Below are 23,502 nucleotides of genomic sequence, written 5' to 3' on the forward strand. Positions count from 1 at the left end.
CCTGCTCTATGTGATGGACCCGATGTGTTCCTGGTGCTGGGGGTTCGCTCCGGTCGCCAAGGCATTGGTCGAACAGGCGCAGGCAGCCGGGGTGGAGTTGCATCTGGTGGTCGGCGGCTTGCGCACCGGTAGCGGTGCGGCGCTGGAACCGACCACGCGGCGCTACATCCTTGAGCACTGGCAAGCGGTCACCGAGGCCACCGGTCAGCCGTTCAAGTTTGACGGCGCGTTGTCCGACGGTTTTGTCTACGACACCGAGCCTGCCTGCCGGGCGATCGTCACCGCGCGCAGCCTGGCGCCGGATTGCGCGTGGACACTGGTCGGTTTGATCCAGCAGGCGTTTTACGCTGAAGGTCGCGATGTCACCCAGGCCGGCGTGCTGGTGGAACTGGCTGAAAAGGCTGGCGTGCCGCGTATCGAATTCGCTGCCTTGTTCGATCATGCCGATCAGCACAAGGCGACGCAGGCCGATTTCAGTTGGGTGCAGGATCTGGGCATCGCCGGGTTCCCGACCCTGCTCGCCGAACGCAACGGCCAACTGGCGTTGCTGACCAACGGCTATCAACCGCTCAGTGAGCTGGCGCCATTGCTCGGCCGCTGGCTGGAGCGCGCAGCCTGTGCCTGACCGGGCCGATGACACGCCAGCCGTAAAGCGTGTCGACCGGCTGAGCTGGGCAGAAGTCCGGCGTCTGGCACTTCATCACAAAAAATCCCTGTGGATCGCTAACGGCGTGGCCGTCCTGGCGACGCTGTGCAGCGTGCCGATTCCGTTGCTGTTGCCATTGCTGGTGGACGAAGTCCTGCTCGGCCATGGCGATGCGGCACTGAACATCATGAACCACGTGTTGCCGTCGATGTGGCAGCAGGCGGCGGGCTATATCGGCCTGATGCTGGTGGTCACCCTGACTCTGCGTTGCAGTGCCCTGTGCTTTGGCGTGCTACAGGCGCGACTGTTTGCGCGGTTGGCCAAGGACATCGTCTACCGCATTCGCGTGCGCCTGATCGAGCGCCTCAAACGTATCTCCCTCGGTGAGTACGAAAGCCTCGGCAGCGGCACGGTGACCACGCACCTGGTCACCGATCTGGACACCCTCGACAAGTTCGTCGGCGAAACCCTCAGCCGTTTTCTGGTGGCGATGCTGACGCTGGTCGGCACCGCCAGCATCCTGATGTGGATGCACTGGAAACTGGCGCTGCTGATCCTGCTGTTCAACCCGCTGGTGATCTACGCCACGGTGCAACTGGGCAAGCGGGTCAAACACCTGAAGAAACTGGAAAACGACAGCACCTCGCGCTTCACGCAGGCCCTGAGTGAAACCCTTGATGCGATCCAGGAAGTGCGCGCCGGCAATCGTCAGGGTTTCTTTCTCGGGCGACTCGGATTGCGCGCGCAGGAAGTGCGCAACTACGCGGTCAACTCGCAGTGGAAGACTGACGCTTCGAACCGCGCCAGCGGCCTGCTGTTCCAGTTCGGCATCGACATCTTTCGCGCCGCTGCCATGCTCACGGTGCTGTTTTCCGACCTGTCGATCGGGCAGATGCTCGCGGTGTTCAGTTACCTGTGGTTCATGATCGGCCCGGTCGAACAACTGCTCAATCTGCAATACGCCTACTACTCGGCGGGCGGCGCACTGTCACGGATCAACGAACTGCTGGCGCGGGCTGACGAGCCGCAGTACCCGGGCGGCATCGATCCGTTCAAGGGCCGTGAAACCGTGGGTATCGAGGTGCAGGGGCTGAGCTTCGGTTACGGCGATGAACTGGTGGTGGATCAGATGAACCTGTCCATCGCTCCCGGTGAAAAAGTCGCGATTGTCGGTGCCAGTGGCGGTGGCAAAAGTACCCTGGTGCAGTTGCTGCTCGGGCTGTACACGCCGGTGGCCGGCACCATCCGTTTCGGCGGTTCGACTCAGCAGGAAATCGGCCTGGAGCTGATTCGCGAAAACGTCGCGGTGGTGTTGCAGCATCCGGCACTGTTCAACGACACGGTGCGCGCCAACCTGACCATGGGCCGCACCCGCAGCGACGAGGCTTGTTGGCAGGCGCTGGAAATCGCCCAGCTCGAGGCGACCATTCGGGCGCTGCCGGACGGCCTCGACAGCATTGTCGGACGCTCTGGCGTGCGCCTGTCGGGTGGTCAGCGTCAGCGCCTGGCAATCGCGCGGATGATCCTTGCCGAGCCGAAAGTGGTGATCCTCGACGAAGCCACCTCGGCCCTCGATGCTGCGACCGAGTACAACCTGCATCAGGCCATGGCGCGGTTCCTCAATGGTCGCACCACGCTGATCATTGCCCATCGCCTGTCAGCGGTGAAGCAGGCGGATCGGGTGCTGGTGTTCGACAGCGGGCAAGTGGCCGAGGACGGCGACCACCAGCAACTGATCGCTGATGGCGGCTTGTATGCCAAGCTGTATGGCCATCTGCAACGCCTGTAATCAGCCCCAGAGCACTTGCAACGCCGCATCCCCGCCGTCATGGGCGAACTGCTTCATCACCACTGAACAGGATTCGCACGGGCGCATGGTCGTCGCGATGTCGACGGCGCGGATTTCCTTCGGATCAGGGTATTTTTCGCGAATCATGCTGATCAGCTTGCTCTCACTGTCCAGTGAAGTGGGGCGGCTGGTCTGCGTTGGCTGATAGCTTTTCAACTCCTTGATGGTCAGCGGCACCGCCAGCAGTTGACCCTCTTCGGTCACCTCCAGCGAAGTGCGCGCAAAGGCCGGGTTGTAGTCGATGTTGATGTAGGTGGTCTGACCGATCCGCACGTGATTGGCGCCCATGTGCCGAAACAGCGGCAGGCGCTGCGTGCTGCCTTGCGCGCCGGAGACGCTGACGTAGATTTCGCGCAGGCCGCTGGCGGTGGTGACTTCGGCGTAGGCTATGTTGCGCGGGTTGACCGGTCGCTCACGCAGGGGCAGCAGGTTCTGCAGTTTCTGCATGGCGCCGTCGATGCGCAGTGCCGCGTTGGCATGGGTCGGGTGCACGGTGGGTGACAGGAACAGGGTGTCGAAAATCTCCGCGGTTTTTTCTCGAAAGGCCTGCGGTGCTTCTTTGCTACGTGCCCAGGTGGCGGCACCTTCGGGCAGTCGCGTGACGATCATTCGGGTCGAGTGATCGAACATCAGCGCCTCGCCCGGACTGGTATCGACCTTCAGCCATTTCATGTTGTTCGCAGGGTTTGCCTGGGTGCCGATGGGAATCGCGATCTGTTCCATGGTGTGCATAGCGCGCTGCACCGCTTCGAAGCCATGGATGCGCACGACATTGTTGGCATGCAGCGAACCGGTGTAGACCGTCAGCAGTTCCGCGCCCAGCGTGCCGTCGGCAAGCTCTGCAGGTGTCAGGCGTTTGAAGGTCAACCGGTTGCCGGGAACGTCGCTCTTGGCAATGCTGGCGAGGTAATACTCGTGGTTATTGACCCGAAAAAACACGTGAGCGCAGGAGTCGTCGATGGCCGGCACGAGCACTGCGCCGACCTGATGCGAATCGTTGATGCCATCGTAGGTGCCACCCGTCTTGATGCGGGCAAAAATCCCTTTGCGAAACTGCAACGTGGCCTGAATCTGTTGCCGCGGCACCAGCCTGCCATGACTGAACCCCAGGCGATGCAGATCACCGGTGAACAAAGTCGGGCGGTTGTCGACGATGCGATAGAGCTTGGCGTCGACGGCCAGGAACGTACCGTTGTGCCCGGGCAGGGGGACCGGTTCCGAGACTCGCTCGCCGAACCATGGCGCATAGCCTTTTTCCTTGTCGATCGTGCCCAGAGGCGGGGTCGGTGCGGGCTCTGCGGTGATATAGCTGACGCGGCAGTCGCCTGCTGGCCCGGGTGCGCGGCGAATACGGCATGGCAACAGCTTCCAGTGCTGACTCTCGTCGAGAAGATCGACGCGGCGCAGTTCGTCGCCGTCGAATCGATAGGGCACGTCGTCGATCAGCACCGTGGTCCGTCCACTTGTTTCGGGCAGATGTTCCACTCGCGCGTTTTGCGGCAGATCGATGACGATTTGATCGTCGGTTTTCGTCACCCCGCGGTAGTGTGAGCGCCCGAGTGAAAAGTCATGCTTCTGCGTAATCAGTCGCGGCCCGTAAGGGCGGTTGGAGAGCGGGTCGAGCAGATGATGCCGGAACCCGCTGACGGCAACGTTGCGCACCGGCACATCGTCAATGCCTCTGACCACGGCCAAGTGATCGGCCGGGCTCAGGGGTTTCCAGCTTCCGGCATCCAGCGTTTGCGGCAGGCTGTGCAGCAGATCGTATTCTCCGCTTCTGCCGGCCAGTTTTTTCAGGCGCAATACCGCACGGTTTTCCAGGTGTGCAGCGGCCCGCACCGCGCCGATCACACCGCGGCCACCGAGCTTGAGCAAGGCCGACACCGCGTCCAGCGGGTTGAGATTTCTCAGGCTGGCAATGACCAGACTTGTCGACAGTTGCGCCATGCGTGGCAGGGTTGCACGAATTGCCATTTTTCCTGCCGCGGCGGCCAGGCGAATGCTGCCGGCGATGAACTTGCCCAGCGGAATCGCGAACGAAACGATGTCGAACAGCAGGCCGACGATGCCCAACAAGCGTGTGCCGGGTGTGTCTGATTGCAGGTCGTCGAGGTTGCCCCAGAACGGGATAAATGCCTTGAGCCGGAAGATCCAGTGTTGCTTGTTGTTTTCTCGCTCGAAGCGGGTTTCGCCCCAGGCTTCGCGGCGTAGCGCCTGTTCATCGACATAGAACAACCGGGTGGCGACGAAAGAGGCGATCTGCCCGGTTCGCGGCGAGGTGAAGTTCAGGTTCGGTGCGCTTGGGTGATGGGCCGACGGGAGCGTCGAAGGGGGCAATGCATCGCCCAGCGGTTCGAGAATCGCGACACATCTGGCCTGCTGCCTGGGTATTGAGCCGTTCCTGTGCGCATCGTGGTCGAACGGCAGCGGGCGGGCAGTGATACGACGGATGCTCTGGCCCTTGGTCCTCCCGCGTTTTGGCGGCAGTGGCGGCAATACAAACCCGCCCACATGGCTGACTGTCAGGTCCGGGCGTTTGCGAATCATGCCGGCGCGCGGCAGGCACTCGTAGAAGCTTGATTCCCCCTGATAAGTCGCCTGTAGCACAAACCCCATGCGTGCCCGGTGCCGCAGGATGTTTTCCGGTGTTTCCAGGTGAGCCTCGATGCGACGGGTCTGTTCCCTGAGGCTGAGGATTTTCACTTCACCATGCTCCAGCGCCTGACGATCAGCCGATGGCAGTGTCACCAGTTGGCTTTTAATCAGGTACTCATAGGCACTTCTGGTCTTGGCCAGATAGGTATCGAACTGCTGCTCGAACACGTTCTTGATGTCGGGCAGGGTGCGACCGGTCGGGAATTGGGAGAGGCGTTGGCCCGGGTGCGAGCCTGCGCTGTCGACAAATCCGCTTTGCAGTTTGCCTTCTGCACTCAGGCTGATCCATTCGCTGGCACGCCTGCCATCCTCGCTGACGTACCAGCGGGCATCGACGGTCAGCGCGCCGCTGGCATACACCTCCAGCAACGGCCAGATGGGGAGCGCGACGTCCGGGGTGTCGAGAATGCTGCGTCGATGACGGTTGGCCGATTGATGATGGTGGCGCTTGAGGTGAATCTTCGTGTGGTCGTAAAGGTCATTGGCCAGCGCGCGTTGCAGCAATTGCCTGGCCAGTGGCAGGCGTTGCGGCGGCTCGACATCCAGTTGCAGGATCGCCTTGTTCAGTTGCGCCTCGTGAACCTCCAGCGCTTGCATGGCAGCCTGCGCGGTTGATGGCGCGTCCGAGGGCGTCAATGCCCCCGTCGCCAGCGCCCAGGTTTGCGCTGCTGGCGCACGAGTCGCGGCAATCAGGGCTTGCAGGTCGGCGTTGGCGTTTGTGCTTTTCGTCAGGGGCAGGTCGAGCAACTGTTGAAAGGTCAGGGCGTGCAGCAGCTCCGGGTCAAGGGCATGGGCGAGGTGGGCGCCGTGCACGAAATTCACCCAGACCGTCGAACAGGCATAGGGCAAGTCTTCAGGAATGTCGCGCACTTGAAACTCCAGTGGGAACCGCGCCAGGCATACCCACCCCAACAGGTGTTTCTCGATCGCTGTCGACGTGTGGCAAGAGTCCTCCAGATGCTTCAGAAAATCCCGGCGAAGGCGGGTGTAGCTCTTCCCGTAGTAAGCCCGTTGTTCAAGTGCAAAACCCGCCACCTGGGCCGAGCTGCCGTCGTTGGCCACCTCGTACCACAGGCACAAGGCCTCAAGCAGCAGGCGTGCGCCGACGTCAGGCAGCGTCTGCTCGTCAGGCTGTGCGCCATACCACTGCAGTGCTTGCAGAATACGCTGGCCCAGATCCTGCGCCTTGGGCGTATTGAGCAGACGCTCCAGGCACGAGGCGGGCTGATCTTCCAGCTGCTTGCGGGTGAACGCCGGTATGACCTCAGCGGCCAGACTGTCGGTGGGGGACAGGGTTTTGCCGGTGAGCCAATCGCCAATCAGGTCGATAATCGCGACTTTGTCGTCGTCGCTCATCAATAGCGTCAGCCCCGGGTTCTGGCGCAGATTCAGTCGGTGGCTGGCGCGTTGTTCTTCTATTTCGTTGATCAGCCGGGCCAGTGTCGTGGCGTCCGGCTTGCCCGGTAATGTGAACCCGGACTCACGCAGCAGTTGTGAGAGCGGCAACAGCCTGTCGGTACGCAGGTGTGCGCCTATACTCAGCAACGCTCGCTGAAACTCTTGAATGCTGGCGGAGGCCTTTTTGACATCCTCGATGGTGTGGCGGGCTGTGCTTTCGTCGCGACGGCTGAACGTAAAGTGGCACTGATCGCCCACGGCACTGACTTCTAACAGCAGCCCTTTGGCGGCTTGCAGATGCTCGTGCAGTTGCCGATTGCCGGCTTCTTCGAACAGCGCTTGCAGAAGTGTTTGCGCTCGCTCGTGCGCCGTGCCGAGGCGCGAATGCGCTTGGGGTGACAGGTAGTAGGTGTCCAACGAGGTCGAGGCCGTGAGGGCGGCGCGCAGTGCGGTGTTCAGCGAACGGTATTCTGCCTGTTGGGCGGTATGGCGTTGCAGTGCGGATATCGGTGATTGCATGGGGGAAACAGCTCTGGAATGATCGGAAGCCGTCAGTGTCGAAGCATCGAGAACCCTGGGTGCGGTACATAGGTAACGCAGGTTGAAAATGTCCTGGCTTGCCGGAAGGGGGATCGCCCCCTAGGCTAGCTCTAGCGGTCTCCTCTTGATGATGGCAGTGCGTGCGCAAAGGACCTCATGAAGCAAAAAAGGACTCTCGGAACGCCACGGTTGTTAGGCATCGTCTGGCCATTTATTGCCGTCGTGTTATTTCAGGCGTTATTGGGGGGCGTGAGTCTTTACGTCCTGTCGGCCGTTCGCGGCTATGTGGCCGGTGAAAGTCTTTGGTCCAAGGGCCAGAAAGACGCCATCTATTATCTGAATCTCTACGCTGACAGCCGCGACGAGGCGATCTTCCTCAAGTACAAGGAAGCGATTGCCGTGCCACAGGGCGGGCATGAGTTGCGTCTGGCCCTTGATCGACAGCCACCGGATCTACAGGCGGCGCGGGACGGGATCCTGAAGGGCGGCAATCATCCCGATGACGTCTCCAGCCTGATCTGGCTGTACCTCAATTTTCGCCATTTCAGTTATCTGGAAACCGCGATCGATCGCTGGACGATTGGCGATGGCTATCTGGTTCAACTGGACAATGTCGCACGTGAGATGCATCAGCGCATCAGCGAAAACCTCGTAACGCCGGCTGATATTCAGCACTGGAAAGCGCGGATTTTCGCCATCAATGACGGTGTGACGCCGGCGGCCAAGGCGTTCAGCGATGCGTTGGGTGAAGGCTCGCGGATGATCCTGCGCCTGCTGCTGTTCACCAATCTGGCGACGGCGCTCGGGCTGATCGTGCTGGCCCTGTTGCGCACGCACAAGCTGCTCAAGCAGCGCCATGCCTTTGCCCAGGCGCTGCAACTGGAGAAAGACAGGGCGCACATCACCCTGCAATCGATCGGCGACGGCGTCATCACCACCGATGTCGACGGCGCCATCGATTACATGAACCCGGCCGCCGAGGCCATGACGCACTGGAAGGCCGAGCACGCGGCAGGTCTGCCGCTGGCGGCGTTGTTCAACCTGCTGGATGACAACGCCCAGGCTGAAGGGCTGACGCTGATCGAGCATATTCTCAGCGGCAAACTGGTCGGCGGCAGCGAGCACTCGAAGCTGATACAGCGTCTGGACGGCAGCACGGTCTCGGTGACACTGGTGGGCGCGCCGATCCGCAATGCCGAAAAGATCAGTGGCACGGTGCTGGTGCTGCATGACATGACGCAGGAGCGGCAGTACATCGCTAATCTGTCGTGGCAGGCGACCCACGATGCCCTGACCGGTCTGGCCAACCGCCGCGAATTCGAATACCGCCTGGAGCAGGCCCTGCACAACCTGACACGGCAGTCCGGGCGGCATGCGCTGATGTTCCTTGACCTGGACCAGTTCAAACTGGTCAACGACACCTGCGGTCACGCCGCCGGCGATGAGTTGTTGCGCCACATCTGCACGCTGTTGCAATCGGGCTTGCGTGAAGGCGACACCCTGGCGCGGCTGGGCGGGGACGAGTTCGGTATCTTGCTGGAGAACTGCGCACCGGAGGCTGCGGAGAAGATCGCCGAGAGCCTGCGCCAGACCGTGCAGAACTTGCACTTCGTGTGGAAGGGGCGACCATTCCTGACCACCGTGAGCATCGGCCTGGTGCACATCGCCCAGACACCGGCCACCCTCGAAGCTTCGCTGCGCGCCGCCGACATGGCGTGCTACATGGCCAAGGAAAAGGGCCGTAACCGGGTGCAGGTCTACCATGCCGATGATTCCGAGCTGTCCTTGCGCTTTGGCGAAATGGCCTGGGTGCAGCGTCTGCACATGGCGCTGGAAGAAAACCGCTTCTGCCTCTACGCCCAGGAAATTGCCCCGCTGAGCCCCGCGGCGGGAGGCGCAGGGCACATCGAAATACTTCTGCGCCTGCATGATGAGGCCGGGCGGATGATCTTGCCGGACAGTTTCATTCCGGCAGCCGAACGTTATGGTCTGATGAGTCAACTCGACCGCTGGGTGGTCGAGAATGTTTTTAAAGTCATTGCCCAATGTATTGCCGAACAACATGAAGGGCCGTTGGCAATGTGTGCGATTAATCTTTCAGGCATTACTATCGGAGATGACGCGTTCTTGCACTTTCTGCGTGAACAGTTTGTTAATTACGCCATACCACCTGAAATGATTTGTTTTGAAATTACTGAAACCAGTGCCATTTCCAATCTCGGTAGTGCCATTCGATTTATTAATGAACTCAAAGGCTTAGGCTGTTACTTCTCGCTCGATGACTTTTGCGCCGGAATGTCTTCATTCGCTTATCTGAAACATTTGCCTGTAGACTTCCTGAAGATCGACGGGAGTTTCGTAAAGGATATGCTGGACGACCCGATTAACCGCGCAATGGTCGAAGTGATCAATCACATCGGCCATGTCATGGGTAAGCAGACAATTGCCGAGTTTGTTGAAACAACCCAGATCGAGCAGGCATTGCTTGAAATCGGGGTGGATTACGCTCAGGGTTATGTCATCGAGCGCCCACAGTTGTTTACCTGCGACAGTTTGCAAAGTCGGCCCGCCAGGCCGCAGCCGTTGTTGTTCAAGGCGCCTGGCACGTTCCGTTGAAATCTCTTGCCGATCCTTACAATCACAAATCAAAAGGAGCCGAACAGTGATCGACACATTCAACCGAACCGGACCACTCATGGAAGCTGCAAGTTATCCTGCCTGGGCGCAACAGCTCATTGCGGATTGCAGCGAGAGCAAGCGCCGGGTTGTCGAACATGAACTGTACCTGCGCATGCGCGATAACAAGCTCAGCGCCAAGACCATGCGTCAGTACCTGATCGGGGGCTGGCCAGTGGTTGAACAGTTTGCCTTGTATATGGCACAGAACCTGACCAAGACCAAGTTTGCGCGCCATCCTGGGGAGGACATGGCGCGCCGCTGGTTGATGCGCAACATCCGCGTCGAACTCAACCATGCCGACTATTGGCTGAACTGGAGCCGCGCGCATGGCGTCAGCCTGGAGGATCTGCAGGCCCAGCAAGTCCCGCCCGAGTTGCACGCCTTGAGTCACTGGTGCTGGCATACCAGCTCGGCAGATTCACTGATCGTCGCCATCGCCGCCACCAACTATGCAATCGAAGGTGCGACCGGGGAGTGGTCGGCGCTCGTCTGCTCCACCGGCGTGTACGCCGCGGCCTTCCCGGAAGAGGAGCGCAAGCGCGCCATGAAGTGGCTGAAGATGCATGCTCAATACGATGATGCCCATCCTTGGGAAGCCCTGGAAATCATCTGCACGCTGGCCGGGATGAACCCGAGCAAGGCATTGCAGACCGAACTGCGCCAGGCGGTCTGCAAGAGCTACGACTACATGTACCTGTTCCTTGAGCGCTGCATGCAGCTGGAAACCTCAGAGCGGGCAATCCATGGACGTGAGCGTCTGGCGTTGGTAGAGAGCTGATTTACGGCGGTACACAAGGCAAAAATGTGGGAGCGGGCTTGCTCGCGAATGCGATCTGACATTCAACATCCAGTTGACTGAAAGTCCGCTTTCGCGAGCAAGCCCGCTCCCACATTTGGTTTGTGCTGGCCAGCAGAACTTAACCAGCCATCGCCAGGCGATTGCGGCCTTCACGCTTGGCCACATACAGCGCGCTATCGGCACGGCGCAGCAGGCTGTCGGCCGACTCCCCCGGCAGCAGGGTCGAGCAACCAAGGCTCACGGTCAGGTCAATCAACTGACCATCCGCAAAGTATTCCGCAGCCTGCGCCGCGTGGCGCAGTCGCTCGCCGACCATCGCCGCCGCTTCCCGGGCGGTGTTGGACAGCAGGATCAGAAACTCTTCCCCGCCATAGCGAAACACCATGTCGACGTTGCGCAGCTGGCCCTTGATCGACGCCGCCACGGCCTTGAGCACGTCGTCCCCGGCGCTGTGTCCGTGGCTGTCGTTGACCCGTTTGAAGTGGTCGATGTCGAGCATCAGCACCGACAACGGTTGCAGGTGCCGACGCGACATGTCGATCTCGCGTTGCAGGGTCTGCTCCATGGCGATCCGGTTGCCGGTCCCGGTCAACGGGTCACGCAAGGCACTTTGTGTGGCGGCGCGATAGAGCAGGGCGTTGCGCATCGGGAACAGCAGCGACGACAGCAATGATTCGAGGTTGCCTTGGTCCTGCTCGCTGAAGCGCTGGTTGCGGCGAAATACCAGTTCGCCCAGATGTTCGCCTTCGTGACTCAGGCTGTAACTGACCGAATGGTGACCGCGTGCGCCGAACTCCAGGCGCAGATCGCTGCCCTGATGCACATAGCTCAAGGCGTCGAGCGGCACGAGGCGCTGAACTTCGCGGAAAAACAGACCGAGGATGCGTTGCGGTTCAAGACTGGTTTGCAGTTGCAGGCTCATTTGCTGGCGCAATTGCGCCAGGCTGGCCGGGCGTTCCAGAAGTGGAGGCAGCTGACCAAAGCCCAGGCGTTGCAATTTGGCACTGTCAAAGTCAATTGCATTGGTCTGGGAGGGTGATTTCATATGGCGTGAGCCCCTAAGCAGTAAGTCTGTCTTACAGGCTGGGTGAGAGCGGCTATGGGCTGCGCGTCATACTGATCCATCAGTCCCGTAGGACATTTGGCGTAAGTTTAGTCTGCCTGATGACGATTAGTCAGCTATCGAAATCGGCCTTGCCCCACTGCCTTCACACGGCGTGCTTTGAGGAAAATTAGAGCGAAAGTCGTGCCATTCGGTTCATGTTTATTAAAACCGTTATGAATCAACAGGATGGCGTTTTGCTTTGGGAGGGGGTGGCAGATATTTGACTGAAAAGTGCCGGCGAGAGGCGGCAAAGGCGTGCCGCGACGGGAATCCGCCACGGCAACAAAAGCGACGTATGGCAGTTATTGGGCGTTGAATGCCTGACCATTGATGCCCGTGCTGTCCGGGCCCATCAGGTACAGATACACCGGCATGATCTCTTCCGGGGTCGGATTGTTCAGCGGATTCTCTCCCGGGTAAGCCTGGGCGCGCATGCTGGTGCGGGTGCCGCCCGGGTTGATGCTGTTGGAGCGTACCGGCGCCACGCCGTCGACTTCGTCGGCCAGGGTCTGCATCAGGCCTTCGGTGGCGAATTTCGACACGCCGTAGGCGCCCCAGTAGGCCCGGCCCTTGCGCCCGACGCTGCTGGAGGTGAACACCACCGAGGCATCCTGCGACAGCTTGAGCAGCGGCAGCAGGGTGCTGGTCAGCATGAACATGGCGTTGACGTTGACTTGCATGACGCGCATGAAGTTTTCGCCCGACAGTTGTTCGATCGGTGTGCGCGGACCAATGATCGAGGCATTGTGCAGCAGGCCGTCGAGATGGCCGAACTCGGTCTCGATCATCGCTGCCAGCTCATCGTACTGATGGGGCAGGGCGGTTTCGAGGTTGAACGGGATCACCGCCGGTTGCGGGTGGCCCGCGGCCTCGATCTCGTCGTAGACCTGCGTGAGGTTGGCTTCGGTCTTGCCCAGCAACAGCACTGTGGCGCCGTGGGCGGCATAGGTTTTTGCGGCAGCCGCGCCAATGCCACGACCGGCACCGGTGACCAGAATGACCCGATCCTTGAGCAATTCGGGACGAGCGGAATAATCAAACATAAAAACCTCACAATCCATTCATGAAGACCTGCTTCACCCTTGCCGCAGGGGTTGTGTCAGGTCAGCAGCTGCAAAGCGCGCTGTCGAGCACCTTGCGCAATTCCAGCGGATGATCCACCACCACATCCGCGCCCCAGTGTCGCGGGTTATCGTCCGGATGGATGTAGCCGTAGGTCACGGCAGCCGTTTTTGTGCCGGCATCGCGCCCGGATTCGATATCGCGCAGATCATCGCCCACAAACAGAACAGTCGACGGATCCAGATCAAGCATCTTGCACGCGAGGATCAACGGTTCCGGGTCCGGCTTGCTGTTCTTCACGTGATCCGGGCAGATCAGCAGCGCCGAACGTTCGGCCAGCCCCAGCTGTTGCATGATCGGCTCGGCAAAGCGCAGGGGCTTGTTGGTGACCACGCCCCAGATCAGGTTGGCCTTTTCAATATCGGCCAGCAGCTCGCCCATGCCTTCGAACAGTTTGCTGTGCACTGCGCAGCAAACCAGATAGCGCTCAAGAAATTCCAGGCGCAGTTCCTCGAAACCCGGCGATTCCGGGTCCATCGAAAAGGTCACGGCGACCATGGCTTTGGCGCCGCCGGAGATTTCGTCGCGGATGTGCTTGTCATTCATCGGCGGCAAACCACGATCCGCGCGCATCGCCTGACAGATGGCGATGAAGTCTGGCGCGGTGTCGAGCAGGGTGCCGTCCATGTCGAAAAGGACTGCTCTGATGGCCATCGGCTTACTCCTCGCGCAGGGTCTGGATCATGTAGTTGACGTCAACGTCGTTGGCCAGCTTGTAGTGCTTGGTCAGCGGGTTGTAGGTCAGGCCGATGATGTCCTTGACGGTCAGGCCAGCCATGCGGCTCCAGGCGCCGAGCTCGGAGGGGCGGATGAATTTCTTGAAGTCGTGGGTGCCGCGCGGCAGCAGCTTCATGATGTATTCAGCGCCGACAATGGCGAACAGATACGCCTTCGGGTTGCGGTTGATGGTCGAGAAGAACACCTGGCCACCCGGCTTGACCATGCGGAAGCAGGCACGGATCACCGACGATGGGTCCGGCACGTGTTCGAGCATTTCCAGGCACGTCACCACGTCGAACTGCTCGGGCATTTCCTCGGCCAGGGCTTCGGCGGTGATCTGGCGGTATTCGACGCTGACGCCGGATTCCAGTTGATGCAATTGCGCGACCGCCAGCGGCGCTTCGCCCATGTCAATGCCCATCACGGTTGCGCCGCGCTGAGCCATGGCTTCGCTGAGGATGCCGCCGCCGCAACCAACGTCGAGGACTTTCTTGCCGGCCAGGTTGACCCGCTCGTCGATCCAGTTGACCCGCAACGGGTTGATGTCGTGCAGCGGTTTGAACTCGCTTTCGCGATCCCACCAGCGATGGGCCAGGGCTTCGAATTTGGCGATTTCGGCGTGGTCGACGTTGCTCATGATCTATTCCTCTGAAACTTGAAAAAGGTTGTAGCCCCGGATTCTGTTCCGGGGTGTTTACGATTCGGTATGGCCGCTGATGCGCTGGCCCCAGGCTCGGGCGGTGGCGCCCAGCTGTTGTTCATCCAGGCGGGTCAGGCGCCGGTCGTCGAGTAACTGTTTGCCGGCGACCCACAGGTGTTTCACGCAATCGCGGCCGGTGGCATATATAAGCTGCGACACCGGGTCGTAGACCGGTTGCTGGGCCAGGCCGGACAGGTCGAACGCAACGATGTCGGCGGCCTTGCCAATCTCCAGCGAGCCGACCTGCGTCTCGATGCCCAGGGCGCGGGCGCCATTGAGGGTGGCCATGCGCAGCGCGCGATGGGCGTCCAGCGCAGTGGCCGAGCCGGCAACGGCTTTGGCCAGCAGGGCAGCAGTGCGGGTTTCGCCAAGCAGGTCCAGATCATTGTTGCTCGCTGCGCCATCGGTGCCGACGGCCACGTTGACCCCGGCCTGCCACAGACGCTCCACCGGGCAGAAACCGCTGGCCAGCTTCAGGTTCGATTCCGGGCAGTGGATCACGCTGGTGTTGCTTTCTACCAGCAATGCCAGATCGTCATCGCTGATCTGGGTCATGTGCACCGCCTGAAAGCGCGGGCCGAGCAGGCCCAGGCGACCCAGACGGGCCAGTGGCCGCTCGCCGCGATGTTCCAGTGATTGCTGGACTTCGAAGGCGGTTTCATGGACATGCATGTGAATCGACGCGTCCAGCTCTTCGGCGATCACGCGGATTTTTTCCAGGTTCTCGTCACCCACGGTGTAGGGTGCATGAGGGCCGAAGGTGATCTTGATCCGTTCGTGATGTTTCAGATCGCCAAACAGCTCGACGCCCTGGCGAATGGCCTCATCGGCACTGGCCGCGCCGGGAATCGGAAAATCGAGGATCGGAATCGCGATCTGCGCGCGAATGCCGCTGTTGTGCACGCGCTCGCTGGCGACTTTCGGGAAGAAGTACATGTCCGAGAAGCAGGTGATACCGCCCTTGATCTGCTCGGCGATGGCCAGATCAGTGCCATCGCGGACAAAGTCTTCATCGACCCATTTGGCCTCGGCCGGCCAGATGTGGTTTTCCAGCCAGGTCATCAGCGGCAGATCGTCGGCCAGGCCACGGAACAGGGTCATTGCTGCGTGGCCGTGGGCGTTGATCAGGCCCGGAGCGAGCAGCATGTCCGGCAACTCTCGGATTTCAGTGGCGTTACACTTCAGTGCTTCAGCGCGTGGGCCGATAAACACGATGCGACCGTCGCGGATGCCCAGGCCATGCTCTTTGAGCACAACGCCTGCGGGTTCGACGGGTACCAGCCAGGTCGGCAGCAATAGTAAGTCGAGCGCAATGGCAGGTTTCGGCATCGAGGGTCGGTTCCAGTGCTTTTGTAAAGGATGGCGAAGTATACCCGAGCGTCTTCGCGGGGGGATCGCTATAATCGGCGGCTTTTGTTCATGAGTGCGGGGTGAGGGATGCGCGATCGACTGTTGGCTGCGGAGAAAGTAAAGGCCATCGATTGGCGAGATGGCGCGCTCCACCTGCTGGATCAGCGTATTTTGCCGTTCGAGGAAACCTGGATTGCCTACACCAGCGCCGCTGGCGTGGCTGAGGCAATTCGTTCGATGGTGGTGCGGGGCGCGCCGGCCATTGGCATCAGTGCGGCTTATGGCATCGTCCTCGCGGCCCGTGCGCGGATCGCCGAAGGTGGTGACTGGTACGCGGCGCTGGAAGAGGATTTCGCCTTGCTGGCCGACTCCCGCCCGACCGCAGTCAATCTGTTCTGGGCCCTTGGCCGCATGCACGATCGCCTGGATCGCCTGAAAGAAAACGCCGATCCGCTGGCGGCGCTGGAAGCCGAAGCTATCGCCATTCATGAAAGCGATCGCGAAGCCAACCTGACCATGGCCCAGCTCGGCGTCGATCTGATTCGCAAGCATCAGGGCAATGCCCAGGCGATCCTGACCCACTGCAACACCGGTGCGCTGGCCACTGGCGGTTTCGGTACGGCGCTGGGGGTAATTCGTGCGGCGTACCTTGAAGGTATGGTGGAGCGGGTTTATGCCGACGAAACCCGGCCGTGGCTGCAGGGTTCGCGTCTGACCGCGTGGGAGTTGGCGAATGAAGGCATCCCGGTGACTCTCAATGCCGACTCCGCCGCCGCGCACATCATGAAGACCAAAGGCGTGACCTGGGTGATCGTCGGCGCTGACCGCATCACCGCCAATGGCGATGTGGCGAACAAGATCGGTACCTATCAACTGGCGGTCAATGCCATGCACCACGGCGTGCGCTTCATGGTGGTGGCGCCGAGTTCGACCATCGACATGAATCTGGCCAGTGGCGACGACATCCCGATCGAGGAGCGTGACGGCGCCGAACTGCTGGAAGTCGGTGGCAAGCGCGTCGGTGCAGACGTCGAGGCGTTCAACCCGGTGTTTGACGTGACGCCGGCGGATCTGATCGATGCGATCGTGACCGAGAAAGGCATCGTCGAGCGTCCGGACACCGCGAAAATGGCCCAGTTGATGTGCCGCAAGCGCCTGCATTGACAGGTTCAGCAGCGGCGTCGGCCTCTTCGCGAGCAGGCTCGATCCCGCAGGTTTTGCATTCACTGCAGAACACTGTGGGAGCGAGCCTGCTCGCGAAAGGGGCTTAAAAGTCAATAAACATCCACAAACCAAGCCTCAAATCTGCATTCAAAGAAGCTCTGAGCCTCTCTCGTCCCCTTTACGCCTGTCATCGGTCAACTAACTATGCTCCATGCGCATCTGGGGGATAGGTGCGTGGCGGCTCTTGTGATAACATCCGGCGTTTTCCGAGGCAGCTTCACGGAGCTGTCTTTACTGCGCAAATCCACGATCCAATGTTGATTTGTCGTAAGTCGGCGCATGGCACTCAGCCTGCCCCGACGAGCTTCGTTCATCCCATATGGATATGACGAAGTTTCACCAGAAAAAGGAATCAGGCTTCTCATGGGCGAACTGGCCAAAGAAATCCTCCCGGTCAATATCGAAGACGAGCTGAAACAGTCCTACCTCGACTACGCAATGAGCGTAATCGTCGGCCGTGCACTGCCGGATGCGCGCGATGGCCTCAAGCCCGTGCACCGTCGCGTACTGTTCGCGATGAGCGAGCTGGGCAATGACTTCAACAAGCCGTACAAGAAATCTGCCCGTGTTGTCGGTGACGTGATCGGTAAGTATCACCCGCACGGTGATACCGCGGTGTACGACACCATCGTCCGCATGGCTCAGCCTTTCTCCCTGCGCTACCTGCTGGTTGACGGTCAGGGCAACTTCGGTTCGGTCGACGGCGACAACGCCGCGGCCATGCGATACACCGAAGTGCGCATGACCAAGCTGGCACACGAGCTGCTGGCCGACCTGCACAAGGAAACCGTGGACTGGGTGCCGAACTACGACGGCACCGAACTGATCCCGGCGGTCATGCCGACCCGCGTGCCGAACCTGCTGGTCAACGGTTCCAGCGGTATCGCCGTGGGCATGGCGACCAACATTCCGCCGCACAACCTCGGTGAAGTCATCGACGGTTGCCTGGCCCTCATCGACAACCCCGAGCTGACCGTTGATGAGCTGATGCAATACATCCCCGGTCCGGACTTCCCGACTGCCGCGATCATCAACGGTCGCGCCGGCATCATCGAGGCCTATCGCACCGGTCGCGGCCGCATTTACATGCGCGCACGCTCGATCATCGAAGACATCGACAAGGTTGGTGGTCGTCAGCAGATCGTCATCACCGAATTGCCTTACCAACTGAACAAGGCGCGTCTGATCGAGAAGATCGCCGAGCTGGTAAAAGAGAAGAAGCTCGAAGGCATCACCGAACTGCGCGATGAGTCCGACAAGGACGGTATGCGCGTCGTGATCGAACTGCGTCGCGGTGAAGTGCCTGAGGTCATCCTCAACAACCTCTACGCCCAGACCCAGCTGCAATCGGTATTCGGCATCAACATCGTTGCGCTGATCGACGGTCGTCCACGCATCCTTAACCTCAAGGATCTGCTGGAAGCCTTCGTTCGCCACCGTCGCGAAGTGGTCACCCGTCGTACCGTGTTCGAACTGCGCAAGGCTCGGGAGCGTGGTCACATCCTCGAAGGCCAGGCCGTTGCCCTGTCGAACATCGACCCGGTCATTGCCCTGATCAAGGCTTCGCCGACCCCGTCGGAAGCGAAAGAAGCACTGGTCAGCACCCCGTGGGAATCCAGTGCCGTAGTGGCGATGGTTGAGCGTGCCGGTGCCGATTCGTGCCGTCCGGAAAACCTCGATCCGCAATACGGTCTGCGCGAAGGTAAATACTTCCTGTCGCCAGAGCAGGCGCAAGCCATTCTGGAGCTGCGTCTGCACCGTCTGACCGGTCTGGAACACGAGAAGCTGCTGGCCGAGTATCAAGAGATTCTCAACCAGATCGGCGAGCTGATCCGCATCCTCAACAGCGCCGTGCGCCTGATGGAAGTGATCCGCGAAGAGCTGGAAGTGATCCGCGCCGAATACGGCGACGTGCGCCGCACCGAAATTCTCGATGCGCGTCTCGACCTCACCCTGGGTGACATGATCCCGGAAGAAGAGCGCGTCGTGACCATCTCCCACGGTGGCTACGCCAAGACCCAGCCGCTGGCTGCGTACCAGGCTCAGCGTCGTGGCGGTAAAGGCAAGTCGGCCACTGGCGTCAAGGATGAGGACTACATTGCTCACCTGCTGGTTGCCAACAGCCACACCACGCTGCTGCTGTTCTCCAGCAAGGGCAAGGTGTACTGGCTCAAGACGTACGAAATTCCGGAAGCATCCCGTGCTGCCCGTGGCCGTCCGTTGGTCAACCTGTTGCCGTTGAGCGAAGGCGAATACATCACCACGATGCTGCCGGTCGATCTCGAGGCCATGAAGCGTCAGGCTGACGAAGAAGAGGCTGAAGGCGCCGAGGCTGATGTAGAGGAAATCGAAAACAGCAACGAGACCGACGAAGAGCGTCGCGCGCGTATCAAGGCTGCTGACCGCAAGAAGGCTCCGTTCATCTTCATGTCGACCGCTAACGGTACTGTGAAGAAGACGCCGCTGGTGGCCTTCAGCCGTCAGCGCAGTGTCGGTCTGATCGCGCTGGAGCTGGACGAAGGCGATATCCTGATCTCCGCAGCCATCACTGATGGCGAGCAGGAAATCATGCTGTTCTCCGACGGCGGCAAAGTGACGCGCTTCAAGGAATCCGAAGTTCGTGCCATGGGCCGTACCGCTCGTGGTGTGCGTGGCATGCGTCTGCCGGAAGGGCAGAAGCTGATTTCCATGTTGATTCCGGAAGAAGGCAGCGAAATTCTGACTGCATCCGAGCGCGGCTACGGCAAGCGTACAGCCATCTCCGAGTTCCCTGAGTACAAGCGTGGCGGCCAGGGCGTTATCGCTATGGTCAGCAACGAGCGTAACGGCCGTCTGGTCGGTGCGGTTCAGGTGCAGGATGGCGAAGAAATCATGCTGATCTCCGATCAGGGCACCCTGGTGCGTACCCGTGTCGACGAAGTGTCGAGCCTGGGTCGTAACACGCAGGGCGTGACCCTGATCAAACTGGCCAAGGATGAAACCCTGGTCGGTCTGGAGCGGGTTCAGGAGCCTTCGGAAGTCGAAGGTGAAGAGTTTGAAGGTGAAGAGGGTGAGGCGTTCGAAGGCAATGTCGTGATCGACGATGCTGCCGAAGACCAGCAACTCGACGCCGCAGCTGACGAAGAGCCGCAGGAATAAGCGGACAAGCGAGGGGGCGGATGAAAATTCGCCCCCTTGTTATTTGTCCGAACAGAAAGTTTGATGTCCAGGGCGACCCCTTGTGAGAGCGAGCCTGCTCGCGAATACAGGCGCTGCGGTACCTCTGAAGCACCGTGGTGATGCATTCGCGAGCAGGCTCGCTCCCACAGATTTCCTGTCTCGGCAGGGGCCCTGTGTTGATTGATGTTGTGATTTATTGCGTGATACCACCAAATCAGAGCGAGATTGGATGTGAGCAAGCGAGCCTATAACTTCTGTGCCGGTCCTGCGGCGCTTCCTGAAGCTGTCCTGCAACGTGCCCAGGGTGAACTCCTTGATTGGCATGGCAAGGGTCTGTCGGTCATGGAAATGAGCCATCGCAGTGATGAGTTCGTGTCCATTGCCAATCAGGCCGAGCAGGATCTGCGTGACCTGCTGAATATCCCGTCGAACTATAAAGTGCTGTTTCTGCAAGGTGGCGCCAGCCAGCAATTTGCGCAGATTCCACTGAACCTGCTGCCGGAAAACGGTTCTGCCGATTACATCGATACCGGCATCTGGTCGCAGAAAGCCATCGAAGAAGCCTCGCGCTACGGCCACGTCAATGTTGCCGCTACCGCCAAGCCTTACGACTATTTCGCCATCCCGGGTCAGAGCGAGTGGAACCTGTCGAAAGACGCCGCTTATGTCCACTACGCGCCGAACGAAACCATCGGCGGCCTGGAATTCCAGTGGATCCCGGAAACCGGCGACGTACCACTGGTGGCTGACATGTCTTCGGACATCCTCTCGCGTCCGGTCGACATCTCGCGTTTCGGCATGATCTACGCCGGTGCCCAGAAGAACATCGGTCCGAGCGGCATCGTGGTCAACATCATCCGTGAAGACTTGCTGGGCAAGGCTCGTGCGCTGTGCCCGACCATGCTCGACTACAAGGTCGCGGCCGATAATGGCTCGATGTACAACACCCCGCCGACCCTGGCCTGGTACCTGTCCGGCCTGGTGTTCCAGTGGCTCAAAGAGCAGGGTGGCGTTGAGGCCATCGCCAGGCTCAATGACGCCAAGCAGCGCACACTGTACGACTTCATTGATGCCAGTGGCCTCTACAGCAACCCGATCAAGAAGTCGGACCGCTCGTGGATGAACGTGCCGTTCCGTCTGGCTGACGATCGCCTGGACAAGCCGTTCCTGGCGGGTGCCGACGAGCGCGGTCTGCTCAATCTCAAGGGCCATCGCTCCGTGGGCGGCATGCGCGCCTCCATCTACAACGCCGTCGACATCAACGCCGTCAATGCGCTGGTGGCGTACATGGCTGAATTCGAGAAGGAGCACGGCTGATGTCCGAGCAAGAACTCAAGGCACTGCGCGTTCGCATTGATGCCCTCGACACCAAAGTCCTGGAGCTGATCAGTGAGCGTGCGCGTTGCGCCCAGGAAGTCGCGCGAGTAAAGATGGCCTCGCTGGCCGAGGGCGAAGTGCCGGTGTTCTATCGTCCTGAGCGCGAAGCTCAGGTGCTCAAGCGTGTGATGGAGCGCAATCAGGGGCCGCTGGGCAACGAAGAGATGGCGCGCTTGTTTCGCGAAATCATGTCCTCGTGCCTGGCCTTGGAGCAGCCGCTGAAAGTGGCTTATCTCGGCCCTGAAGGTACCTTCACGCAAGCTGCGGCCATGAAGCACTTCGGTCACGCGGTGATCAGCAAGCCGATGGCGGCGATCGATGAAGTGTTCCGTGAAGTGGCGGCGGGTGCGGTGAATTTTGGCGTGGTGCCGGTGGAGAACTCCACCGAAGGTGCGGTCAACCACACCCTCGACAGCTTCCTCGAGCACGACATGGTGATCTGTGGTGAGGTCGAGTTGCGCATTCACCACCACCTGTTGGTCGGTGAAAACACCAAGACCGACAGCATCAGCCGCATCTACTCCCACGCCCAGTCGCTGGCCCAGTGCCGCAAGTGGCTGGACGCGCACTACCCGAATGTCGAGCGCGTCGCGGTGTCGAGCAACGCCGAAGCAGCCAAGCGGGTTAAAGGTGAGTGGAATTCGGCGGCGATTGCCGGCGACATGGCTGCAGGTTTGTATGGCTTGACGCGTCTGGCCGAGAAGATCGAAGACCGTCCGGACAACTCGACGCGCTTCCTGATGATCGGTAACCAGGAAGTGCCGCCGACCGGCGATGACAAGACTTCGATCATCGTTTCGATGAGCAACAAGCCCGGTGCACTCCATGAGTTGCTGGTGCCGTTCCACGACAATGGCATCGACCTGACTCGTATCGAAACCCGTCCATCGCGCAGCGGCAAATGGACGTATGTGTTCTTCATTGACTTCGTCGGCCACCACCGCGACCCGTTGGTCAAAAGTGTGCTGGAAAAGATCAGTCAGGAAGCAGTGGCACTCAAAGTGCTGGGTTCCTACCCGAAAGCAGTTCTCTAAGGGGCGGTAGCAAATGAGTGGCAATTTCCTCGCTCTGGCACAGCCGGGCGTGCAACAACTTTCGCCGTACGTTCCGGGCAAGCCTGTGGACGAACTGGCGCGCGAGCTGGATCTGGATCCGGCGAAAATCGTCAAACTGGCGAGCAACGAAAATCCGCTGGGCGCCAGTCCGAAAGCGCTGGCGGCAATCCGCGAAGAGCTGACCGAGCTGACCCGCTATCCGGACGGCAACGGCTTCGCGCTCAAATCCCTGCTGGCCGAGCAGTGCCGCGTCGAGCTCAATCAGGTGACGCTGGGCAACGGCTCCAACGACATTCTCGAGCTGGTGGCGCGCGCTTACCTGGCGCCGGGCCTGAACGCGGTATTCAGCGAGCACGCATTCGCCGTTTACCCGATTGCGACCCAGGCGGTCGGCGCTGAGGCCAAAGTGGTTGCGGCCAGAGATTGGGGGCATGACCTGCCTGCGATGCTCGCGGCCATCGACGCCAACACTCGCGTGGTGTTCATCGCCAACCCGAACAACCCGACCGGCACCTGGTTCGGCGCTGAAGCGCTGGACGAGTTCCTGCAGGATGTGCCGGAGCATGTGCTGGTGGTGCTGGACGAGGCGTACATCGAGTACGCCGAAGGCAGCGATCTGCCGGACGGTCTGGACTTCCTTGCGGCGTATCCGAACCTGCTGGTGTCGCGCACCTTCTCCAAGGCCTATGGTCTGGCAGCGCTGCGCGTGGGTTATGGCCTGTCCACCGCTGTCGTGGCAGACGTGCTGAACCGCGTACGCCAGCCGTTCAACGTCAACAGCCTTGCCCTGGCTGCGGCCTGTGCAGCGCTGAAAGACGAAGAGTATCTGGCGCAAAGCCGTCAGCTCAACGAGGCCGGCATGCAGCAACTGCAGGCAGGTTTTCGGGAGCTGGGTCTGAGCTGGATCGAGTCCAAGGGCAACTTCATCTGTGTCGACCTCGGTCAGGTGGCAGCGCCGATTTTCCAGGGCCTTCTGCGTGAGGGCGTGATTGTGCGTCCGGTGGCCAATTACGGCATGCCGAACCACCTGCGGGTGACCATCGGTCTGCCGGCGGAAAACAGCCGCTTCCTCGAGGCGCTGCGTAAGGTTCTGGCTCGTGGGTGATGTCACTGCTCTGCAATCT

The 23,502-nt window shown here is 60.5% G+C and carries 15 protein-coding genes; 9 read left to right on the top strand and 6 right to left on the bottom strand.

Features of this window, described 5'->3' with window-relative positions; translation table 11 throughout:
* The first annotated feature begins 22 nt into the window (after positions 1-22).
* Together U862_RS0125985 and U862_RS0125990 are read left to right on the top strand one after the other, a co-directional pair.
* On the top strand, positions 23-625 hold the full coding sequence (locus tag U862_RS0125985; RefSeq protein WP_177327375.1) for a DsbA family protein: 603 nt from the start codon (positions 23-25) through the stop codon (positions 623-625).
* Positions 618-2,435 carry an ABC transporter ATP-binding protein gene (locus U862_RS0125990; protein WP_025113074.1) on the top strand — a complete coding sequence of 606 codons (1,818 nt, stop codon included), beginning with the start codon at positions 618-620 and terminating at the stop codon, positions 2,433-2,435. Before U862_RS0125985 ends, U862_RS0125990 begins: the two co-directional genes overlap by 8 nt.
* Here the strand turns inward: U862_RS0125990 and U862_RS0125995 are convergent, their stop codons facing one another.
* Complete coding sequence (locus tag U862_RS0125995) at positions 2,436-7,067, bottom strand: deaminase domain-containing protein (RefSeq protein ID WP_025113075.1); 4,632 nt, start codon at positions 7,065-7,067, stop codon at positions 2,436-2,438. It abuts the gene before it with no gap.
* Positions 7,068-7,244: 177 nt separating this feature from the next.
* Between U862_RS0125995 and U862_RS0126000 the strand changes: the two genes are divergently transcribed.
* Both U862_RS0126000 and U862_RS0126005 read left to right on the top strand, forming a co-directional pair.
* The gene (locus tag U862_RS0126000) at positions 7,245-9,704 is read left to right on the top strand and encodes an EAL domain-containing protein (protein WP_025113076.1); all 2,460 of its coding nucleotides are present in this window, start codon (positions 7,245-7,247) and stop codon (positions 9,702-9,704) included.
* 79 nt (positions 9,705-9,783) lie between these two features.
* Positions 9,784-10,545, top strand: a complete 762-nt coding sequence (locus U862_RS0126005) for a TenA family transcriptional regulator (protein ID WP_371262587.1) — start codon at positions 9,784-9,786, stop codon at positions 10,543-10,545.
* Between the two features lie 139 nt (positions 10,546-10,684).
* On the opposite strand, the gene U862_RS0126010 is transcribed toward U862_RS0126005, so the two are convergent.
* The 5 genes from U862_RS0126010 to U862_RS0126030 form a co-directional block, all read right to left on the bottom strand.
* Positions 10,685-11,611: a GGDEF domain-containing protein gene (locus tag U862_RS0126010; protein WP_025113078.1), complete on the bottom strand. Its 927-nt coding sequence runs from the start codon at positions 11,609-11,611 to the stop codon at positions 10,685-10,687.
* Positions 11,612-11,973: 362 nt separating this feature from the next.
* The gene (locus U862_RS0126015; protein WP_025113079.1) at positions 11,974-12,714 is read right to left on the bottom strand and encodes a YciK family oxidoreductase; all 741 of its coding nucleotides are present in this window, start codon (positions 12,712-12,714) and stop codon (positions 11,974-11,976) included.
* A 61-nt stretch (positions 12,715-12,775) separates the two neighbouring features.
* Entirely contained in the window at positions 12,776-13,447 is a 672-nt protein-coding gene (mupP, locus tag U862_RS0126020) for an N-acetylmuramic acid 6-phosphate phosphatase MupP (RefSeq protein WP_025113080.1), read from the bottom strand.
* A gap of 4 nt (positions 13,448-13,451) precedes the next feature.
* A complete protein-coding gene (gene ubiG / locus U862_RS0126025; RefSeq protein ID WP_025113081.1) occupies positions 13,452-14,150 on the bottom strand; it encodes a bifunctional 2-polyprenyl-6-hydroxyphenol methylase/3-demethylubiquinol 3-O-methyltransferase UbiG in 699 nt (232 codons plus the stop codon).
* A 57-nt stretch (positions 14,151-14,207) separates the two neighbouring features.
* Positions 14,208-15,542: a TRZ/ATZ family hydrolase gene (locus tag U862_RS0126030; RefSeq protein WP_025113082.1), complete on the bottom strand. Its 1,335-nt coding sequence runs from the start codon at positions 15,540-15,542 to the stop codon at positions 14,208-14,210.
* Between the two features lie 108 nt (positions 15,543-15,650).
* On the opposite strand from U862_RS0126030, the gene mtnA reads away from it, so the two are divergent.
* The 5 genes from mtnA to hisC all read left to right on the top strand — a co-directional run bounded on the left by mtnA (position 15,651) and on the right by hisC (position 23,483).
* Positions 15,651-16,727: an S-methyl-5-thioribose-1-phosphate isomerase gene (mtnA, locus tag U862_RS0126035; RefSeq protein WP_025113083.1), complete on the top strand. Its 1,077-nt coding sequence runs from the start codon at positions 15,651-15,653 to the stop codon at positions 16,725-16,727.
* Positions 16,728-17,150: 423 nt separating this feature from the next.
* The gene (gene gyrA, locus U862_RS0126040) at positions 17,151-19,925 is read left to right on the top strand and encodes a DNA gyrase subunit A (protein WP_025113084.1); all 2,775 of its coding nucleotides are present in this window, start codon (positions 17,151-17,153) and stop codon (positions 19,923-19,925) included.
* 252 nt (positions 19,926-20,177) lie between these two features.
* On the top strand, positions 20,178-21,263 hold the full coding sequence (gene serC / locus U862_RS0126045) for a 3-phosphoserine/phosphohydroxythreonine transaminase (RefSeq protein WP_025113085.1): 1,086 nt from the start codon (positions 20,178-20,180) through the stop codon (positions 21,261-21,263).
* A complete protein-coding gene (gene pheA / locus U862_RS0126050; RefSeq protein WP_025113086.1) occupies positions 21,263-22,357 on the top strand; it encodes a prephenate dehydratase in 1,095 nt (364 codons plus the stop codon). The genes serC and pheA overlap by 1 nt, the downstream gene beginning before the upstream one ends.
* Positions 22,358-22,370: 13 nt before the next feature.
* Positions 22,371-23,483, top strand: a complete 1,113-nt coding sequence (hisC, locus tag U862_RS0126055; RefSeq protein WP_025113087.1) for a histidinol-phosphate transaminase — start codon at positions 22,371-22,373, stop codon at positions 23,481-23,483.
* The last annotated feature ends 19 nt before the right edge of the window (positions 23,484-23,502 follow it).

The sequence above is a fragment of the Pseudomonas sp. H1h genome, from assembly GCF_000633255.1.
GTDB lineage: Bacteria > Pseudomonadota > Gammaproteobacteria > Pseudomonadales > Pseudomonadaceae > Aquipseudomonas.